Annotated in this window: 11 protein-coding genes; 5 read left to right on the top strand and 6 right to left on the bottom strand. The window is 69.3% G+C overall.

What is annotated here, in order from left to right; genetic code table 11:
• Positions 1–22 precede the first annotated feature (22 nt).
• From NQO67_RS10475 to NQO67_RS10495, 5 genes are all read left to right on the top strand, one after another.
• Entirely contained in the window at positions 23–706 is a 684-nt protein-coding gene (locus NQO67_RS10475) for an aminodeoxychorismate/anthranilate synthase component II (protein WP_255949654.1), read from the top strand.
• A complete protein-coding gene (locus NQO67_RS44540; RefSeq protein WP_374118943.1) occupies positions 703–2,955 on the top strand; it encodes a class E sortase in 2,253 nt (750 codons plus the stop codon). The genes NQO67_RS10475 and NQO67_RS44540 overlap by 4 nt, the downstream gene beginning before the upstream one ends.
• Positions 2,956–3,027: 72 nt before the next feature.
• Positions 3,028–3,606, top strand: coding sequence for an IS607 family transposase (locus tag NQO67_RS10485; RefSeq protein WP_255949534.1), 579 nt, complete (start codon positions 3,028–3,030; stop codon positions 3,604–3,606).
• Positions 3,599–5,245, top strand: a complete 1,647-nt coding sequence (locus NQO67_RS10490; RefSeq protein ID WP_255949535.1) for a transposase — start codon at positions 3,599–3,601, stop codon at positions 5,243–5,245. The genes NQO67_RS10485 and NQO67_RS10490 overlap by 8 nt, the downstream gene beginning before the upstream one ends.
• Before the next feature lie 131 nt (positions 5,246–5,376).
• Complete coding sequence (locus tag NQO67_RS10495; RefSeq protein ID WP_255949536.1) at positions 5,377–6,126, top strand: class E sortase; 750 nt, start codon at positions 5,377–5,379, stop codon at positions 6,124–6,126.
• A gap of 171 nt (positions 6,127–6,297) precedes the next feature.
• On the opposite strand, the gene pknB is transcribed toward NQO67_RS10495, so the two are convergent.
• From pknB to NQO67_RS10525, 6 genes are all read right to left on the bottom strand, one after another.
• Positions 6,298–8,307, bottom strand: a complete 2,010-nt coding sequence (pknB, locus tag NQO67_RS10500) for a Stk1 family PASTA domain-containing Ser/Thr kinase (protein WP_255949537.1) — start codon at positions 8,305–8,307, stop codon at positions 6,298–6,300.
• A gap of 183 nt (positions 8,308–8,490) precedes the next feature.
• Positions 8,491–9,960: a peptidoglycan D,D-transpeptidase FtsI family protein gene (locus NQO67_RS10505; protein ID WP_255949538.1), complete on the bottom strand. Its 1,470-nt coding sequence runs from the start codon at positions 9,958–9,960 to the stop codon at positions 8,491–8,493.
• Complete coding sequence (locus NQO67_RS10510; protein ID WP_255949539.1) at positions 9,957–11,384, bottom strand: FtsW/RodA/SpoVE family cell cycle protein; 1,428 nt, start codon at positions 11,382–11,384, stop codon at positions 9,957–9,959. Before NQO67_RS10510 ends, NQO67_RS10505 begins: the two co-directional genes overlap by 4 nt.
• A gap of 23 nt (positions 11,385–11,407) precedes the next feature.
• Positions 11,408–12,958 (bottom strand): Stp1/IreP family PP2C-type Ser/Thr phosphatase, encoded by a 1,551-nt coding sequence (locus tag NQO67_RS10515; RefSeq protein ID WP_255949540.1) that lies wholly within the window; start codon positions 12,956–12,958, stop codon positions 11,408–11,410.
• 132 nt (positions 12,959–13,090) lie between these two features.
• Entirely contained in the window at positions 13,091–13,609 is a 519-nt protein-coding gene (locus NQO67_RS10520; protein ID WP_255949541.1) for an FHA domain-containing protein FhaB/FipA, read from the bottom strand.
• A 9-nt stretch (positions 13,610–13,618) separates the two neighbouring features.
• Complete coding sequence (locus NQO67_RS10525; protein ID WP_255949542.1) at positions 13,619–14,485, bottom strand: FHA domain-containing protein; 867 nt, start codon at positions 14,483–14,485, stop codon at positions 13,619–13,621.
• Positions 14,486–14,704: the final 219 nt, after the last annotated feature.

The raw sequence follows: 14,704 nt of genomic DNA on the forward strand, positions 1-14,704 counted from the left end.
CGAGCGGAGCGGCAACGCGACCATGGAAGCGGCCCGGAGCACATCCGAGGCGGGTGCCGGTGCGGTCGGACCCCGGATCCTCGTCGTCGACAATTACGACAGCTTCGTCTTCAACCTCGTCCAGTACCTCTACCAACTGGGCGCCACCTGCGAGGTACTGCGCAACGACGCGGTGACCACGGCACACGTCGAGGCCGGCGGTTTCGACGGCGTCCTGCTCTCGCCCGGGCCCGGCACCCCGGAGAAGGCCGGCTGCTGCATCGACATGGTGCGGCACTGCGCGGAAACCGGCGTGCCGGTGTTCGGCGTCTGTCTCGGCATGCAGTCGATCGCGGTGGCGTACGGAGGCGTGGTGGACCGCGCGCCCGAGCTGCTGCACGGCAAGACCTCGCTGGTGGAGCACGGCGGCAGCGGCGTCTTCGCCGGTCTGCCGTCCCCCTTCACCGCCACCCGCTACCACTCGCTCGCCGCCGAACCGACCCGTGTCCCCGATGAGTTGGAGATCACCGCGCGCACCGGCGACGGCATCGTCATGGGCGTGCGCCACCGGGACTTCCCCGTGGAAGGCGTGCAGTTCCACCCCGAATCGGTACTGACCGAGCACGGCCACCTGATGCTCGCCAACTGGCTCACGCAGTGCGGCGACCCGGACGCGGTGGCACGGTCCACGGGCCTGGCGCCCGTGGTGGGCAGGGCCTCGGCGTGACCGCGCTGCGCCCCGAGCGTGACGGAGCGCCGTACGGCGAGTACGACGCGCAGGACGCATCCCCCCGGTCCGAAGGCCGTGGGAGGCACGCCCATGCGTACGGGGACGGCGACCACGGCGACAACGCGTTTCGGGACGGTACCTTCCAGCACGCCGCGTTCGAGGACGCCGCGTTCGAGGACGACCCCTTCGGGGACGGTTCCTCGGTAAACGGTGGTTTTCAGCCCACCGCTCTCGGGCCCTCGCCCTTTGCACCCTCCGGCTTCGAACCCTCCGCGTTCGATGCTACGGCCTACGGGGACGCCGCCCGGTTCGCCGCCGGCGCCTACGGGGACGCCGGGGCCTTCAACGCCGCCGTGGAAGGGCTGTCCGATCCGCTCAACGACCCGTTGCCCGGCGGCCGTTCCCCCGTGGACGAGTACCCGCGCGGACAGCTGCCGGGGCCGCCGACCCCGTACGACCCGCACCAGGCGCCGGGGACCGTGCCCCACCAGGCGCCGAGACCAGGCCCGCCCGCCCCGCACGACCCGCTACGGGGCCGGTACCCCCATGCGTCCGACCCGCACCCCGAGCCCTACCAGTCGGCTCACGACCCGCTCGCCGACCCGTATCCGCCGGACCAGAACCCGGGGCCCGTGCGGGCGACGGCGGCGCCCGATCAGCACCTGGCCGACTGGTTCCGCCCCGAGCCGGAGCCCCGGCAGTCGCACCCCGAGCGGTCCCACCAGGCGCACCAGCGCCAGGAACCCGACGCGACCCAGGCCCTTCACCAGTCCGCTCACCAGCCCGCGTCGGACACCCAGCACCTCCAAGATCCCTTCCAGGACGCCCTCCAGCCCCGCCCCTCCCGCCGTCGCACCTCGCACCGCAAGCCCCTCGATGCGGACCAGGAAGCCCCTCAGACGCCCCAGACGTCCCGTCAGGCGCCTTACGGCACAGGGGATGAGGACAGTGCGGGGGACATGCCGCCACGGCCCCGTACGGGCGGCTCACGGCGCGCGGGGACCGGTACGCGGCGCGCGGGCGGCGGCGCCCGTCCCCTTACCGCGGGCGCGACCGAGACCAGCTCCGCCGACGGCGGCCGCGGCGGCCGGCGCGGTGACCGCGCCGACCGGGGGACCGAGTCCGCTGCCTCGGCCTCCGCGGCAGCCGGGTCCGCGGCAGCCGGGTCCGCGGTGGCCGGAACCGCCGGCGCCGCAGCCTCCGGAGCGCGCGCCGCGGCGGGAGCCGCCGCCGGGGCAGCCGCCGGAGTCGGTGGGCGGGCCGCCCGCCGGAAGGCCGCGAAGCAGCGCGGCGGCGGGGGCGGCGGCCGGCGCCGCGCGGGAGCCGCCAGGCGCGGCGGCGACGGGCACCGGCAGGAGAGCAGGCCGACCGGCCGCTGGGGAGCCCTGGCGTCCCTGGGCGAATCCCTGGGGTCCCTGTCCCGCACGTCGAGCAGCGCAGGAGGGCACCGCGCACGTGGCCACCGGGCCGGACACGCGGCGGCCGGAGACCAGGACGGCGCCGGGAGCGCGGGCGAGGCGACCGCCCCGCTGTCCCGGGTGGAGGCCCGGCGCGCCGCGCGGGCCGCCAAGCCGACCACCGGGACCCTCGTCAGCAGCGTGATCGGCGAGGTCTTCATCAGCATCGGCGTGCTGATGCTGCTGTTCGTCACCTACCAGCTGTGGTGGACCAACGTCCGCGCCCACCAGCAGGCCGACGGCGCCGCGCACAGCCTTGAGGACGACTGGGCGAAGGGGAAGGGCAAACCGGGCGTCTTCGCACCGGGCCAGGGCTTCGCGATCCTGCACATCCCCAAGCTGGACGTGGTCGTGCCGATCGCCCAGGGCACCGACAAGCACAAGGTCCTCGACCGCGGCATGGTCGGCCACTACGGCGGGCCCAACGACATCCAGACGGCCATGCCGGACGCCAAGAACGGCAACTTCGGCCTCGCCGGACACCGCAACACGCACGGCGAGCCGTTCCGTTACATCAACCACCTGTCCAAGGGCGACGACGTCGTGGTGGAGACGCGGGACACCTACTACGTCTACCGGGTGACCAGCACGCTCCCGCAGACCCCGCCCTCGAACATCGGAGTCCTCGGACCCGTGCCGCCCGGCTCCGGCTTCACCGGACCCGGCCGCTACATCACCCTGACCACCTGCACCCCCGAGTTCACCAGCAAATACCGGCTGATCGTGTGGGGCAAGATGGTGGAGGAACGACCGCGCAGTGAGGGCAAGCCCAAGGTCCTCGTCAACTAGGGGTAGGGAACCGCTCTCGAATAAGTGTCCATGAGTGTCCTTTAGGTGTCACAAGTCTGTATAATTATGGGTATGAACCTGACGGAATGGGCGCGCGCCCAGGGAATCGCCCCGCGTACCGCGTACCGCTGGTTCCATGAGGGCACGTTGCCGGTCCCTGCGGAACGAGTAGGGCCGCGCACGATCCTGGTGAACATCGAGGCGAACACTTCACCCACCGTGACCGGCGGCGTGGGCCTGTACGCCCGTGTCTCCTCGCACGATCAAAATCCCGACCTTGAGCGCCAGACGGCACGCCTTTCGGCGTGGGCGGCGCAGGCCGGGCACAAGGTCGTCCGTGTCGAATCCGAGATAGCCTCGGGCATGAACGGGTGCCGGTCGAAGGCGAAGCGGCTGCTGGCAGACCCGGCGGTGACCACGGTCGTGGTCGAACACAAAGACCGGCTCGGCTGCATGAACGTCGAACTGGTCGAAGCCGCCCTGTCCGCGACTGGCCGCCGTCTCGTCGTCCTCGATGACGGTGAGGTTGAAGACGACCTGGTGCGCGACATGGTGGAGGTGCTGACGTCGTTCTGTGCCCGCCTGTACGGCCGTCGCTCGGCGAAGAATCGGGCGCAGAAGGCCCTGGAAGCGGCGGCTGCCGATGAGTGAGCCGAAGAAGAAGCAGCTCCGCACGATTGAGTCCCCGTTCGTCGCGCTCGGCCCGTCCGGTGTAGCGATACGCGACCGTCTCAAGCACCTCACGCCCGAGGACGACAAGGTGTTGCGGCTGGTCGGCGAACACCTCGGACACCTCGCCTCCCTCGATCTCAAGACCCGCTGCGCCGACAGGTCGGAGCACAACAGTGACGCGTGGGCGGCTCGTAAGAAGAGCCTGACCGCCGCCTCCTCCTCCCGGTGGGCTGGATCGATCACCAAGGCCACCCACGATCAGTGGGCGCTCTCGCGTCGCTGCCAGCTCGCCCACATCCAAGGGCTTGAGGCCGGTGTGCGCACGCTGATGCACCGGCTGTCCCAGCCGATCGGGGAGAAGGGCACCAGGCGGGCACCGGGCGGATACCGCAGCAAGCGGGAGTGGTTCCACAAGTCCCGCCGCCTGGCTAACGTGGAACACCGCCTTGATGTCGCCCGCGTCGAGCAGGAAGCCGGGGTCGTACACGTCGTGCGCGGCGGTCGGCGTCTGCTCAATACCCGTCACAACCTTCAAGCCGCCCAGCTCACCGAGGCCGATTGGCGTGAGCGGTGGGAAGCTGAGCGCTGGTTCCTTGCCGCTGACGGCGAGTCCGGCAAACGCTTCGGCAACGAAACCATTCGCGTCAGCCCGGACGGCGAAGTATCGCTCAAGCTGCCCGTACCTCTCGCTGGCCTAGCCAACAGCAAGCACGGTCGGTACGTCCTCGCCTCCAAGGTCGCCTTCCAGCGCCGGGGTGCCGAGTGGCGCGACCGCACCGAAGCCAACCGGGCCGTTGCCTACCGCATTCACCTCGACGTGCAGCGCGGGCGCTGGTACCTCACTGCGTCGTGGACGCGGCCGGTTCTCAAGACGATTCCGCTGGAGACCGCCCGCGCCCAGGGCATGGCCGGTGTGGACACCAACACCGACCACTTCGCCGCCTACTACCTCGACTGCAACGGCAACCCGGTCGGCGACCCCAAACGCTTCTTCTACGACCTCACCGGTCCAGCCGACCACCGCGACGCCCAGGTCCGGCACGCCATCAGTCAGTTGCTGCACTGGGCCAACCGGTGCGGCGTCAAGGCGATCGGCATCGAGAACCTCGACTTCACCGCCGAGAAAACCCGCGAGAAACACGGTCGCCGCAAAAGGTTCAGGCAGCTCATCTCCGGCATCCCCACCGGCAAACTCAAGGCCCGGCTGGTATCGATGGCCGCCGAGCACGGCCTCTCGATCGTCGCGGTCGATCCGGCCTACACATCGATGTGGGGCGACCAGCACTGGCGCAAGCCCCTCACCAGCAAGACTCGCGAGATGTCCCGTCACGATGCCGCCGGCATCGCGATCGGGCGACGCGCCCTCGGGTACCCAATCCGGCGACGGACGACACCGCCCCACGACGACCAGAGTGATCGCCGTGGGCATCGGACCGCCCAGGCCGGATCGGGCACCCGGAGACGTGAGGGACCCCGCCCACCCGTCACGGAGCGTGTACACGATGCACGTCGCCGGACGGGGACACACCGAACGCGGGAGACCAACGCATCCAACACCGTTCGGGGTGCGCGCAGTTCCGGGAACTGGCAGCAAATGTCAGCCCTGGACACTGTTTAGGAACGGTGCGTGCCATGACTGACTGCCGGACGGACAAGGCAGACTGACAGGGACGACACGGACGAGCACGCCGGGGGCCGGGCCAGCCATGGCAGGCGGTGCCGGGTGAGGGACAGACAGGGCGGGATGCAGTGGTAGCGACGACCGACCCCGACGACAGGACCGATGCGCCCGCACCGCGGCACCGGTCCCGGCCGCGGCGGACCCGGCACCGAATCGCCGCCGCCATCAGCCTTTTCGGTGAACTTCTGATCACCGCCGGACTGGTGATGGGCCTCTTCGTCGTCTACTCCCTGTGGTGGACGAACGTCGTCGCGGACCGCACCGCCCACCGCCAGAGCAACGACGTGCGCGACAACTGGGCCAACCAACCGGACAAGGGCCCCGGCGCGCTCGACACCAAGGACGGCATCGGCTTCCTGCACGTCCCGGCCATGCACAACGGCGAGGTGCTGGTGAAGAAGGGCACCTCGACCGAGGTGCTCAACGACGGCGTCGCCGGCTACTACACCCACCCGGTCAAGTCGGCGCAGCCCTGGGACAAGAAGGGCAATGTCACCCTGGCCGCGCACCGCGACGGGCACGGGGCCAAGTTCCACAACATAGACAAGATCAAGAAGGGCGACCCGATCGTCTTCGAGACCAAGGACACCTGGTACGTCTACAAGGTCTACGCCATCCTCCGGCAGACCTCGAAGTACGACGTGAAGTCGATCGACCAGATCCCCAAGGAGTCCGGCAAGAAGAAGTCCGGCCGCTACATCACCCTGACGACCTGCACGCCGGTCTACACCTCCCTGTACCGCTACGTGGTCTGGGGTGAGCTGGACCACACCGTGAAGGTCGACAGCAAGCGCACACCCCCGGCGGAACTGCGCTAGCAGCCGCCAGCTGGGACACCGACGCAGACCGGCACTGCCCGCCGGGACACCGACGCAGACCGGCACTGCTCGCCGGGACACCGACGCAGACCGGCACTGCCGGCCGGTACGGTGACGCGAAAAGGGGCGCCCACCCAGTGGTGGACGCCCCTTTGAGGTACCGCTTCAGGGCTACTGCTTCTCTTCGGAGAGCCCTTCCTGGCCGCCGAACACATTGCCGCCGTTGCCGCCGTTACCGTTGCCACCCTGGTCGCCGCCACCGCCGACCGTCGTGATGTTGATCGCGGTACCCGGCGCGACCTGCTGGTTGGCCGGTGGATCGGTGGTCATGACGATGGCGTTGTCGTCCTGGGCTCCGGTGATGGTGCCGACCGCGAGCCCGGCGCTCTGGAGGGCCTGCTTGGCGTCGCCGAGACGCTGCCCGGCGAGCGGCGGTACCGCCACCTGCTGGGCAGCCTTGGCCACCTGGACGGTCACGTTCGAGCCCTTGGGAACCTGGGTGTTGGCCGCCGGCGAGGTCTGGATCACCTTGCCGGCCTCGACGCTGCCGTTCTCGACGTCCTGGCGCTGCGGCGTCAGCCCGGCGGCCTCGATCAGCGCCTTGGCTTCCTCGTAGGTCTTGCCGGTCACATCGGGCACGGCGACCTGGGTCTTCTCCTTGGCGACGGTCAGGGTGACGGTCGTACCCTTCTCGACCTTGCTGTCGCCGGACGGCTTCTGACCGATCACCTTGCCGGCGGTCTGGTCGGACTCCTTGTCCACCCGCTCGACGTTGTCGAAGCCCTGCTCCTTCAGCTGCTTGACGGCCTCGTCGTAGGAGAGCCCCCGCACGTCCGGAACCGACACCTTCGGGGCACCGGTGGACATCGTCAGGTCGATGGTGGTGTTCTCGTCGACCTTGCCCTCGGACGGGTCCTGGCTGCACACATGGCCCTTGGCCTGGTCATCGCAGGGCTTGCTCTGGGCGACGCGGACATCGAGGCCCACGTTGTCCGCCTTGGCCTTGGCGCCCTTCAGGGTCTCGCCGACCAGCGACGGCACCGTGACCTGGTTCGGGGTGTCGCCACTCATCACCCACTTGCCGATGAGTATCGCGCCGACCAGCACCAGCACGCCCGCGACGACCAGCATGATCGTCGACGCATGGGACTTCTTCTGCCGGCGGCGGTCGGGGCGGTCGTCGTAGCCGAAGCCGCCGTCGTCCGGGTTGGTGGGCGGCAGCATCGTCGTCTGGCCCGCGGGGTCCTGCGCGCGCATCGCGGTGGTGGGGGTGTCGTCGGCGCCGTAGCCGCCGTACCCCGCGGAGCCCATCGCCGCGGCGATCGGCTGCCCGTCCAGGCAGGCCTCGATGTCGGCGCGCATGTCGTCGGCCGACTGGTAGCGGTAGTCGGGGTCCTTGACCAGCGCCTTCAGCACGATGGCGTCCATCGTGGGGCTGATCTCGGGGTCGAAGACGCTCGGCGCCTGCGGCTCCTCGCGCACATGCTGGTACGCGACGGCGACCGGGGAGTCGCCCACGAACGGCGGGCGCACGGTGAGCAGCTCGTAGAGCAGGCAGCCGGTCGAGTACAGGTCGGAGCGCGCGTCGACGGTCTCGCCCTTGGCCTGCTCGGGGGAGAGGTACTGGGCGGTGCCGATGACGGCCGCGGTCTGCGTCATCGTCATGCCGGCGTCGCCCATCGCGCGGGCGATGCCGAAGTCCATGACCTTGACCTGACCGTCGCGGGTCAGCATCACGTTGGCCGGCTTGATGTCGCGGTGCACGATGCCGTTGCGGTGCGAGTACTCCAGCGCCTGGAGGATGCCGATGGTCATCTCCAGGGCACGCTCGGGCAGGAGCTTGCGGCCCGAGTGCAGCAGCTCACGGAGCGTGGAGCCGTCCACGTACTCCATGACGATGTACGGGATGGACACCCCGCCGCCCTGGTGGTCGTAGACCATGTCCTCGCCGGTGTCGTACACCGCCACGATCGCAGGGTGGTTGAGCGAGGCGGCCGACTGGGCTTCCCGGCGGAACCGAGCCTGGAACGACGGGTCACGGGCCAGGTCGGCGCGGAGCGTCTTCACCGCGACGGTGCGGCCGAGACGGGTGTCGTGCGCGAGGTAGACCTCCGCCATGCCACCGCGGCCAAGCACCTGACCCAGCTCGTACCGGCCGCCGAGGCGACGCGGCTCTTCCATAGCTACCTACCAGCCCTCTCCGTCGGTCCCGCCCGTACCCGATGTATGGTCCGGCGGTGTGCTGTCCGGGCTACCGTACCCGGCTCACCTTTCTTGCCACGGCCCTCCCGGCGACCCGATACAGGACCGGTACCGCACTGTGCACCGATGTGAAGGGGGCGTGTGAACTCGGTCACCTGTGATTCATTTCTCGCCCTTGAGGACCGCCTGCATCACGTTCTTGGCGATCGGCGCGGCAAGTCCGCCACCGGAGATGTCCTGCCGGTTGGCGCTGCCGTCCTCGACGACGACCGCGACCGCGACCGGTGAGCCGTTGTCCGTCTTCGCGTAGGAGATGAACCAGGCGTAGGGCTTGCCCGAGTTGTTCTCGCCGTGCTGGGCGGTACCGGTCTTGCCACCGACGGTGACGCCGGGGATCTGGGCGTTGGTACCGGTGCCCTGCTTGACGACCGTCTCCATCATCTCTTGGAGCTTCTGCGCGTTCTCCGGCTTCAGCGGCTGGCTGAGCTCCTTGGGGGAGTGCTTCTCGCCGACGGTGTCCAGGCTGGGCGACTGGAGCGAGTCGACCATGTACGGCTCCATCAGCTTGCCGTCGTTGGCGACCGCGGAGGCGACCATCGCCATCTGGAGCGGGGTGGCCGCGGTGTCGTACTGGCCGATCGAGGACAGCTCCGTCTGGGACGGGTTCATGTCCTTGTCGAAGTTGGACGCGTTCGAGCGTACCGGAGTGAACTGCTCCGAGTTGAACCCGAACTTTTCGGCCTCATCCAGCATCTTGTCGCTGCCGACGTCGGAGCCGATCTTGCCGAACACGGTGTTGCAGGACCAGCGCAGCGCCTCACGCAGGCTGGCGTTCTCACAAGGGATGTTGCCCTCGTTCTTCAGCGGGGTGCTGGTGCCCGGCATGGTCCAGGGCAGCGGCGACTTGGTCTTCTCGTCGACGTCGTCGTACAGGCCGTTCTCCAGCGCGGCGGCGGCGGTGACGACCTTGAAGGTGGAGCCGGGCGGGTAGGTCTGGCGCAGCGCGCGGTTGAGCATCGGCTCGTCCGGGTTGTTGTCCTTCTGCAGGCTCTTCCAGGCCTTCTCGTCGTCTCCGGAGTTGCCCGCGATGCTCGACGGGTCGTACGACGGCGTGGAGGCCAGTGCCAGGATCGCGCCGGTCTTGGGGTCGAGCGCGGCCACCGCGCCCTTCCTGTTGCCCAGGCCCTGGTAGGCGGCCTTCTGGGCGGCGGCGTTCAGGGTGGTGACGACCCGGCCGCCCTGCTTCTCCTTGCCCGTGATCATGTCGAGGGTGTTGCGGAAGAAGAGCCGGTCGTCGGTGCCGCTGAGGATGCCGTCGTCGATGCTCTCCAGCTGGGTGGCGCCGTAGGCCTGTGAGGCGTAGCCGGTCACCGGCGCCCACATCTTGCCGTCCTTGTAGGTGCGCTTGTACTTGAAGTCACCACTGGACGTCTCTTTGTGCCCGGTGATCTCCCGGCCCTGGACGATGATGTCGCCGCGCGGGATGCCGTAGCGCTCGATGGCGACTCGGCGGTTGTACTTGTCGGTCTTGAGATCGTCGGCCTGGACGTACTGGAGCCAGTTGTCGCGGATGAGCAGCGTAAGGACGAGCAGCCCACAGAAGATCGCGATCCGGCGCAGGGGCTTGTTCACGGTCGGACCACCTGGGTCATCTCGGCGTCAGGGTTCACGGTGGGGGCGGGGGCGGGGCGGCGTGCGGTGTCGCTGATGCGGATGAGGATGCCGATCAGCGCCCAGTTGGCGATCACGGAGGAGCCTCCGTAGGCCACGAACGGCATCGTCATACCGGTCAGCGGGATCAGGCCCATGACGCCGCCGGCGACCACGAAGACCTGGAGCGCGAAGGCGCCGGAGAGGCCGACGCCGAGCAGCTTGCCGAACGGGTCGCGTGCGGCGAGCGCGGTGCGCACGCCGCGTTCCACGATCAGGCCGTAGATCAGCAGCAGCGCCATGATGCCGGCCAGGCCCAGCTCCTCACCGAAGGTGGCGAGGATGAAGTCGGAGTTGGCGGCGAACCGGATCAGTTCGGAGTGGCCCTGGCCGAGGCCGGTGCCGAGGGTGCCGCCGGAGCCGAACGCCCACAGGGCCTGCATCGACTGCTCGGAGTGGCCGGGGACGCCCGCACGGCTCATCTTGTACTCGCGCAGCGGGTCGAGCCAGGCCTGCACACGCTGGTGGACGTGCGGTTCGATCGAGCCGACGCCGACCGCTCCGGCCGCGGACATCAGCAGACCGAAGACGATCCAGCTGGTTCGCTCCGTGGCGACGTACAGCATGATGACGAACATTCCGAAGAACAGCAGCGAGGTGCCGAGGTCGGTCTCGAAGACCAGGATCAGGATCGAGATCGCCCAGACCACCAGGATCGGGCCGAGGTCCCGGCCGCGCGGCAGGTACAGGCCCATGAAACGGCGGCTGGCCAGCGCCAGGGCGTCCCGCTTCACCATCAGGTAGCCGGCGAAGAAGATCGCCAGCGCGATCTTGGCGAACTCACCGGGCTGGATGGAGAAACCGGCCACGGAAATCCAGATCTTGGCTCCGTAGATGTTCGCCCCGAGGCCCGGCACCAGCGGCAGCAGCAGCAGGAACAGCGCGCCGACCATGGAGATGTACGTGTAGCGCTGGAGGACGCGGTGGTCCTTGAGGAAGATCAGCACGACGATGAACAGCGCGATGCCCATGGCCGTGTACAGCAGCTGGCGGGGCGCGGCGGTGCCGGCCTGGTGGATCGACTGGAGCAGTTCGGACTGGTCGAGCCGCCAGATGACGACGAGGCCCAGGCCGTTCAGCAGGGTGGCCAGCGGTAGCAGCAGGGGGTCGGCGTAGGGCGCCCACTTGCGCACCACGAGGTGGCCGACGCCCGCCAGCAGGCCCAGGCCGAGGCCGTAGCTCAGCAGCCCGGAGGGCACCTCGCCGTTGATGGCCAGGCCCACGTTGGCGTAGGCGAACACCGGGATGACCACGGCGAACACCAGGAGCGCCAGCTCGGTGTTGCGCCGGCTGGGTGCGCCGATGTTGCCGATGGTGGAGGTGTGGGCGGATTGCGAACTGCTCATGGTGTGAAAGGGCCCCTCACGGCTCACTGCTTACCGCACAGCGGGACCAGCTTCTTTTCTTCCTCCGAGAGGCTGGGGCCGGGCGTGGGCTTCTGCGTGGTCTTGGTCTTGTCGCCGCCGTCGCTCTTGGACGTGGACGAGGAACTCGGGGAGCCGGTGGGGCTGGTCTGCTCGGACAGCGGCTTCTTCGCGCTGCCGTCGGAGTCAGACGGGGGCTTGCTGTCGCCCGGCTTCGCATCCTCTTCGGCGGCGCGGCGCGCGGCTTCCTTCTTGCACGCGGATGCCTGGAGCGCCAGCTCGCTGATCTTGTTGGTGGCCGCGGAGAGCCCGCCTTCGCTGATGGTGGCCTCGACCTGCCTGCGCTGGAAGGGCGCCAGGTACTTCAGCTCGATCTCGGGGTGGTCCTTCTCCATCTTCGACAGGCTGACCCAGGCCAGGTCCTGGCTGAGGCCGCGGTACAGGGCGACGTGTTCGTCCTTCGCGCCGACGTAGTACTGGGTCTGCGTCCAGCGGTAACCGCCGTACAGACCGCCGCCGATCACGGCCAGTGCCAGCACGATGTACGCGGAGCGCTTGAGCCAGGGGCGCCGCCGCCGCTTGACGAAGTCCTCGTCACCGTAGGGACCGAAGCCGTCCTCCGGCGCGTATCCCGCGGCGCCGCTGCCGGGCGGGCCGAACTCGCCGCCACCGCCACCGGGGCCGCCCTGTCCCGGCACCGTGCGCCCGAGCCCGGACGCGCGTCCTGCGGGGGTCTCCATGGCGCCGCCGTCGTGCAGCTGGTGCTGGTTCTCGGCGACCGCGCCGACCACGATGGGGGTGTCGGACAGGTGCTGGGCGAGGGTGTCGCCGCTGTCGATGTCGAGGACGTCGGCCACGATCACCGTGATGTTGTCCGGGCCGCCGCCGCGCAGGGCGAGCTGGATCAGCTCCTGCACGGTCTCCTGGGGGCCCTGGTAGCTGGCGAGTGCCTCTTCCATCGTCTGGTGGGAGACGACGCCGGACAGGCCGTCGGAGCAGATCAGGTACCGGTCGCCGGCGCGCACTTCGCGGATCGACAGGTCCGGCTCCACATGGTCGCCGCTGCCCAATGCGCGCATCAGGAGGGAGCGCTGCGGGTGGGTGGTGGCCTCTTCCTCCGTGATGCGGCCCTCGTCGACGAGCCGCTGCACCCAGGTATGGTCCTGCGTGATCTGGGTGAGCATTCCGTCACGGAGCAGATACGCACGGGAGTCGCCGACGTGTACCAGACCGAGCCGCTGCCCGGTCCACAGCAGCGCGGTCAGGGTGGTCCCCATGCCTTCGAGCTGGGAGTCCTCCTCGACCATCATGCGCAGCTGGTCGTTGGCCCGCTGCACGGCGGTGCCCAGGGAGGTGAGGATGTCCGAGCCGGGCACGTCGTCGTCGAGCGTGACGAGCGTCGAGATCACCTCGGAGGAGGCGACCTCACCGGCCGCCTGCCCGCCCATTCCGTCGGCGATGGCGAGGAGACGCGGCCCGGCGTAGCCGGAGTCCTCGTTGCCCTCGCGGATCATGCCCTTGTGCGAGCCGGCGGCAAAGCGCAGTGACAGACTCATGCGCACCTCGCCCGTCGGCTCCGACTGCAGCCGGTCGTGTCGAGCCACACTGCCCACCCTCCGGTCGGGAGCGCGCTGGCGTCCTTTGTACGGACAGCGTCGGCTCGCTCGCTCCGCTCGCTCATTGTCGTACTACTTCCGCAGCTCGATGACGGTCTTGCCGATGCGGATCGGCGCGCCCAGCGGAATCGGCGTCGGGGTTGTCAGCCGGGTCCGGTCCAGGTACGTCCCGTTGGTGGACCCGAGATCCTCGACGATCCACTGGCCGTCACGGTCCGGATAGATCCTGGCATGCTTGCTCGATGCGTAGTCGTCGTCCAGCACAATCGTCGAATCGTGTGCCCGACCCAGCGTGATCGTCTGGCCCTGGAGGGCGACGGTGGTACCGGTCAGGGTGCCTTCGGAGATCACCAGCTTGGTCGGGGAGCCGCGCCGCTGGCGCCCGCCCCCACCGCCCTGCCGCTGCGGGGGAGGCATCTCACGCGCCTGCCGCGGGGCGGGCTGGGGCCGCCCGCCACTTCCGCGGGCGCCGCGCTGCGTGACGCGGGTCCCGAACAGATCGCTTCGGATGACCTGGACGGCCACGATCACGAACAGCCACAGAACGGCCAGGAAGCCCAACCGCATGACCGTCAGGGTCAGCTCTGACATACCCCCGCTTCACCCTTCGGCTTGCCGGTAAATGATGGTGGTGCTGCCCACGACGATCCGCGAGCCGTCGCGGAGCGTAGCGCGGGTGGTGTGCTGCCCGTCTACCACGATGCCGTTGGTCGAGCCGAGGTCTTGCACCGTCGAGGGCGTTCCGCTCCGGATCTCGCAGTGGCGGCGTGAGACTCCCGGGTCGTCGATGCGCACGTCGGCGTCGGTGCTGCGGCCCAGCACCATCGTGGGACGGGCGATCTGGTGGCGGTTGCCGTTGATCTCGATCCAGCGGCGGATCTGCGCGCCGGGCAGCGGTCCGGCCGAGCCGGAGCGGCCGCCCTGGCTCATGCCGGGCGGCGGCGCGCTGGGCATCGGGGGGGCGCTGGTGGGCTGGGGATAGCCGTAGCCGCCGGGGGCGCGTCCGCGTCCGCCGCCCGCGCCCGGGTAGCCGCCGGGCGGACCGGCCGGAGCGGGGCCGGGTCCGGCGCCGGGTCCGGGGTTCTGCGAGCTGCTGCCGGCGAGCGTGCGGCTACGGACCCGGTACAGGCCGGTGTCGAGGTCGTCGGCCTTCTCCAGGTGGACCTTGATGGGCCCCATGAAGGTGTAGCGCTGCTGCTTGGCGTAGTCGCGCACCATGCCGGCGAGTTCGTCGCCGAGCTGTCCCGCGTACGGGCTGAGGCGCTCGTAGTCGGGCGCGCTCAGCTCCACGATGAAGTCATTGGGGACGACGGTGCGGTCGCGGTTCCAGATCGTCGCGTTGTTGTCGCATTCGCGCTGGAGGGCGCCGGCGATCTCGACGGGCTGCACCTCGGACTTGAAGACCTTGGCGAAGGTGCCGTTGACCAGACCTTCGAGGCGCTGCTCGAACTTCTTCAGGACTCCCATGGGGCACCTCCTCCTTCTACTGATCGGTCTTCGTGGTGCGGTTGCCGAGCGGATCGGCTCGGTTGCTCTGGCGGCTCGTGTCGCTTCGGCTGGCTCGGTCGGTTCGTTCGGCTCGTGCGGTTGTGCCGGTTCGTTCTGGTCGGCTCATTGAGCCGATTTTGCAGGATCCGTCGGGTGCTCCGGCCCTGTTGAGGATGTAGCTCCGGGCGGGCCGGTTCC

This window comes from Streptomyces odontomachi (genome assembly GCF_024435355.1).
In the GTDB taxonomy this organism is placed as follows: Bacteria; Actinomycetota; Actinomycetes; order Streptomycetales; family Streptomycetaceae; genus Streptomyces; species Streptomyces odontomachi.

What these genes read in the sequence shown, in the direction of transcription:
- NQO67_RS10515 (WP_255949540.1), bottom strand. Translation starts at nt 12,958, where the DNA reads ATGAGTCTGTCACTGCGCTTTGCCGCCGGCTCGCACAAGGGCATGATC.
- NQO67_RS10475 (WP_255949654.1), top strand. Translation starts at nt 23, where the DNA reads ATGGAAGCGGCCCGGAGCACATCCGAGGCGGGTGCCGGTGCGGTCGGA.
- NQO67_RS10490 (WP_255949535.1), top strand. Translation starts at nt 3,599, where the DNA reads ATGAGTGAGCCGAAGAAGAAGCAGCTCCGCACGATTGAGTCCCCGTTC.
- NQO67_RS10485 (WP_255949534.1), top strand. Translation starts at nt 3,028, where the DNA reads ATGAACCTGACGGAATGGGCGCGCGCCCAGGGAATCGCCCCGCGTACC.
- NQO67_RS10520 (WP_255949541.1), bottom strand. Translation starts at nt 13,609, where the DNA reads ATGTCAGAGCTGACCCTGACGGTCATGCGGTTGGGCTTCCTGGCCGTT.
- pknB (WP_255949537.1), bottom strand. Translation starts at nt 8,307, where the DNA reads ATGGAAGAGCCGCGTCGCCTCGGCGGCCGGTACGAGCTGGGTCAGGTG.
- NQO67_RS10525 (WP_255949542.1), bottom strand. Translation starts at nt 14,485, where the DNA reads ATGGGAGTCCTGAAGAAGTTCGAGCAGCGCCTCGAAGGTCTGGTCAAC.
- NQO67_RS10510 (WP_255949539.1), bottom strand. Translation starts at nt 11,384, where the DNA reads ATGAGCAGTTCGCAATCCGCCCACACCTCCACCATCGGCAACATCGGC.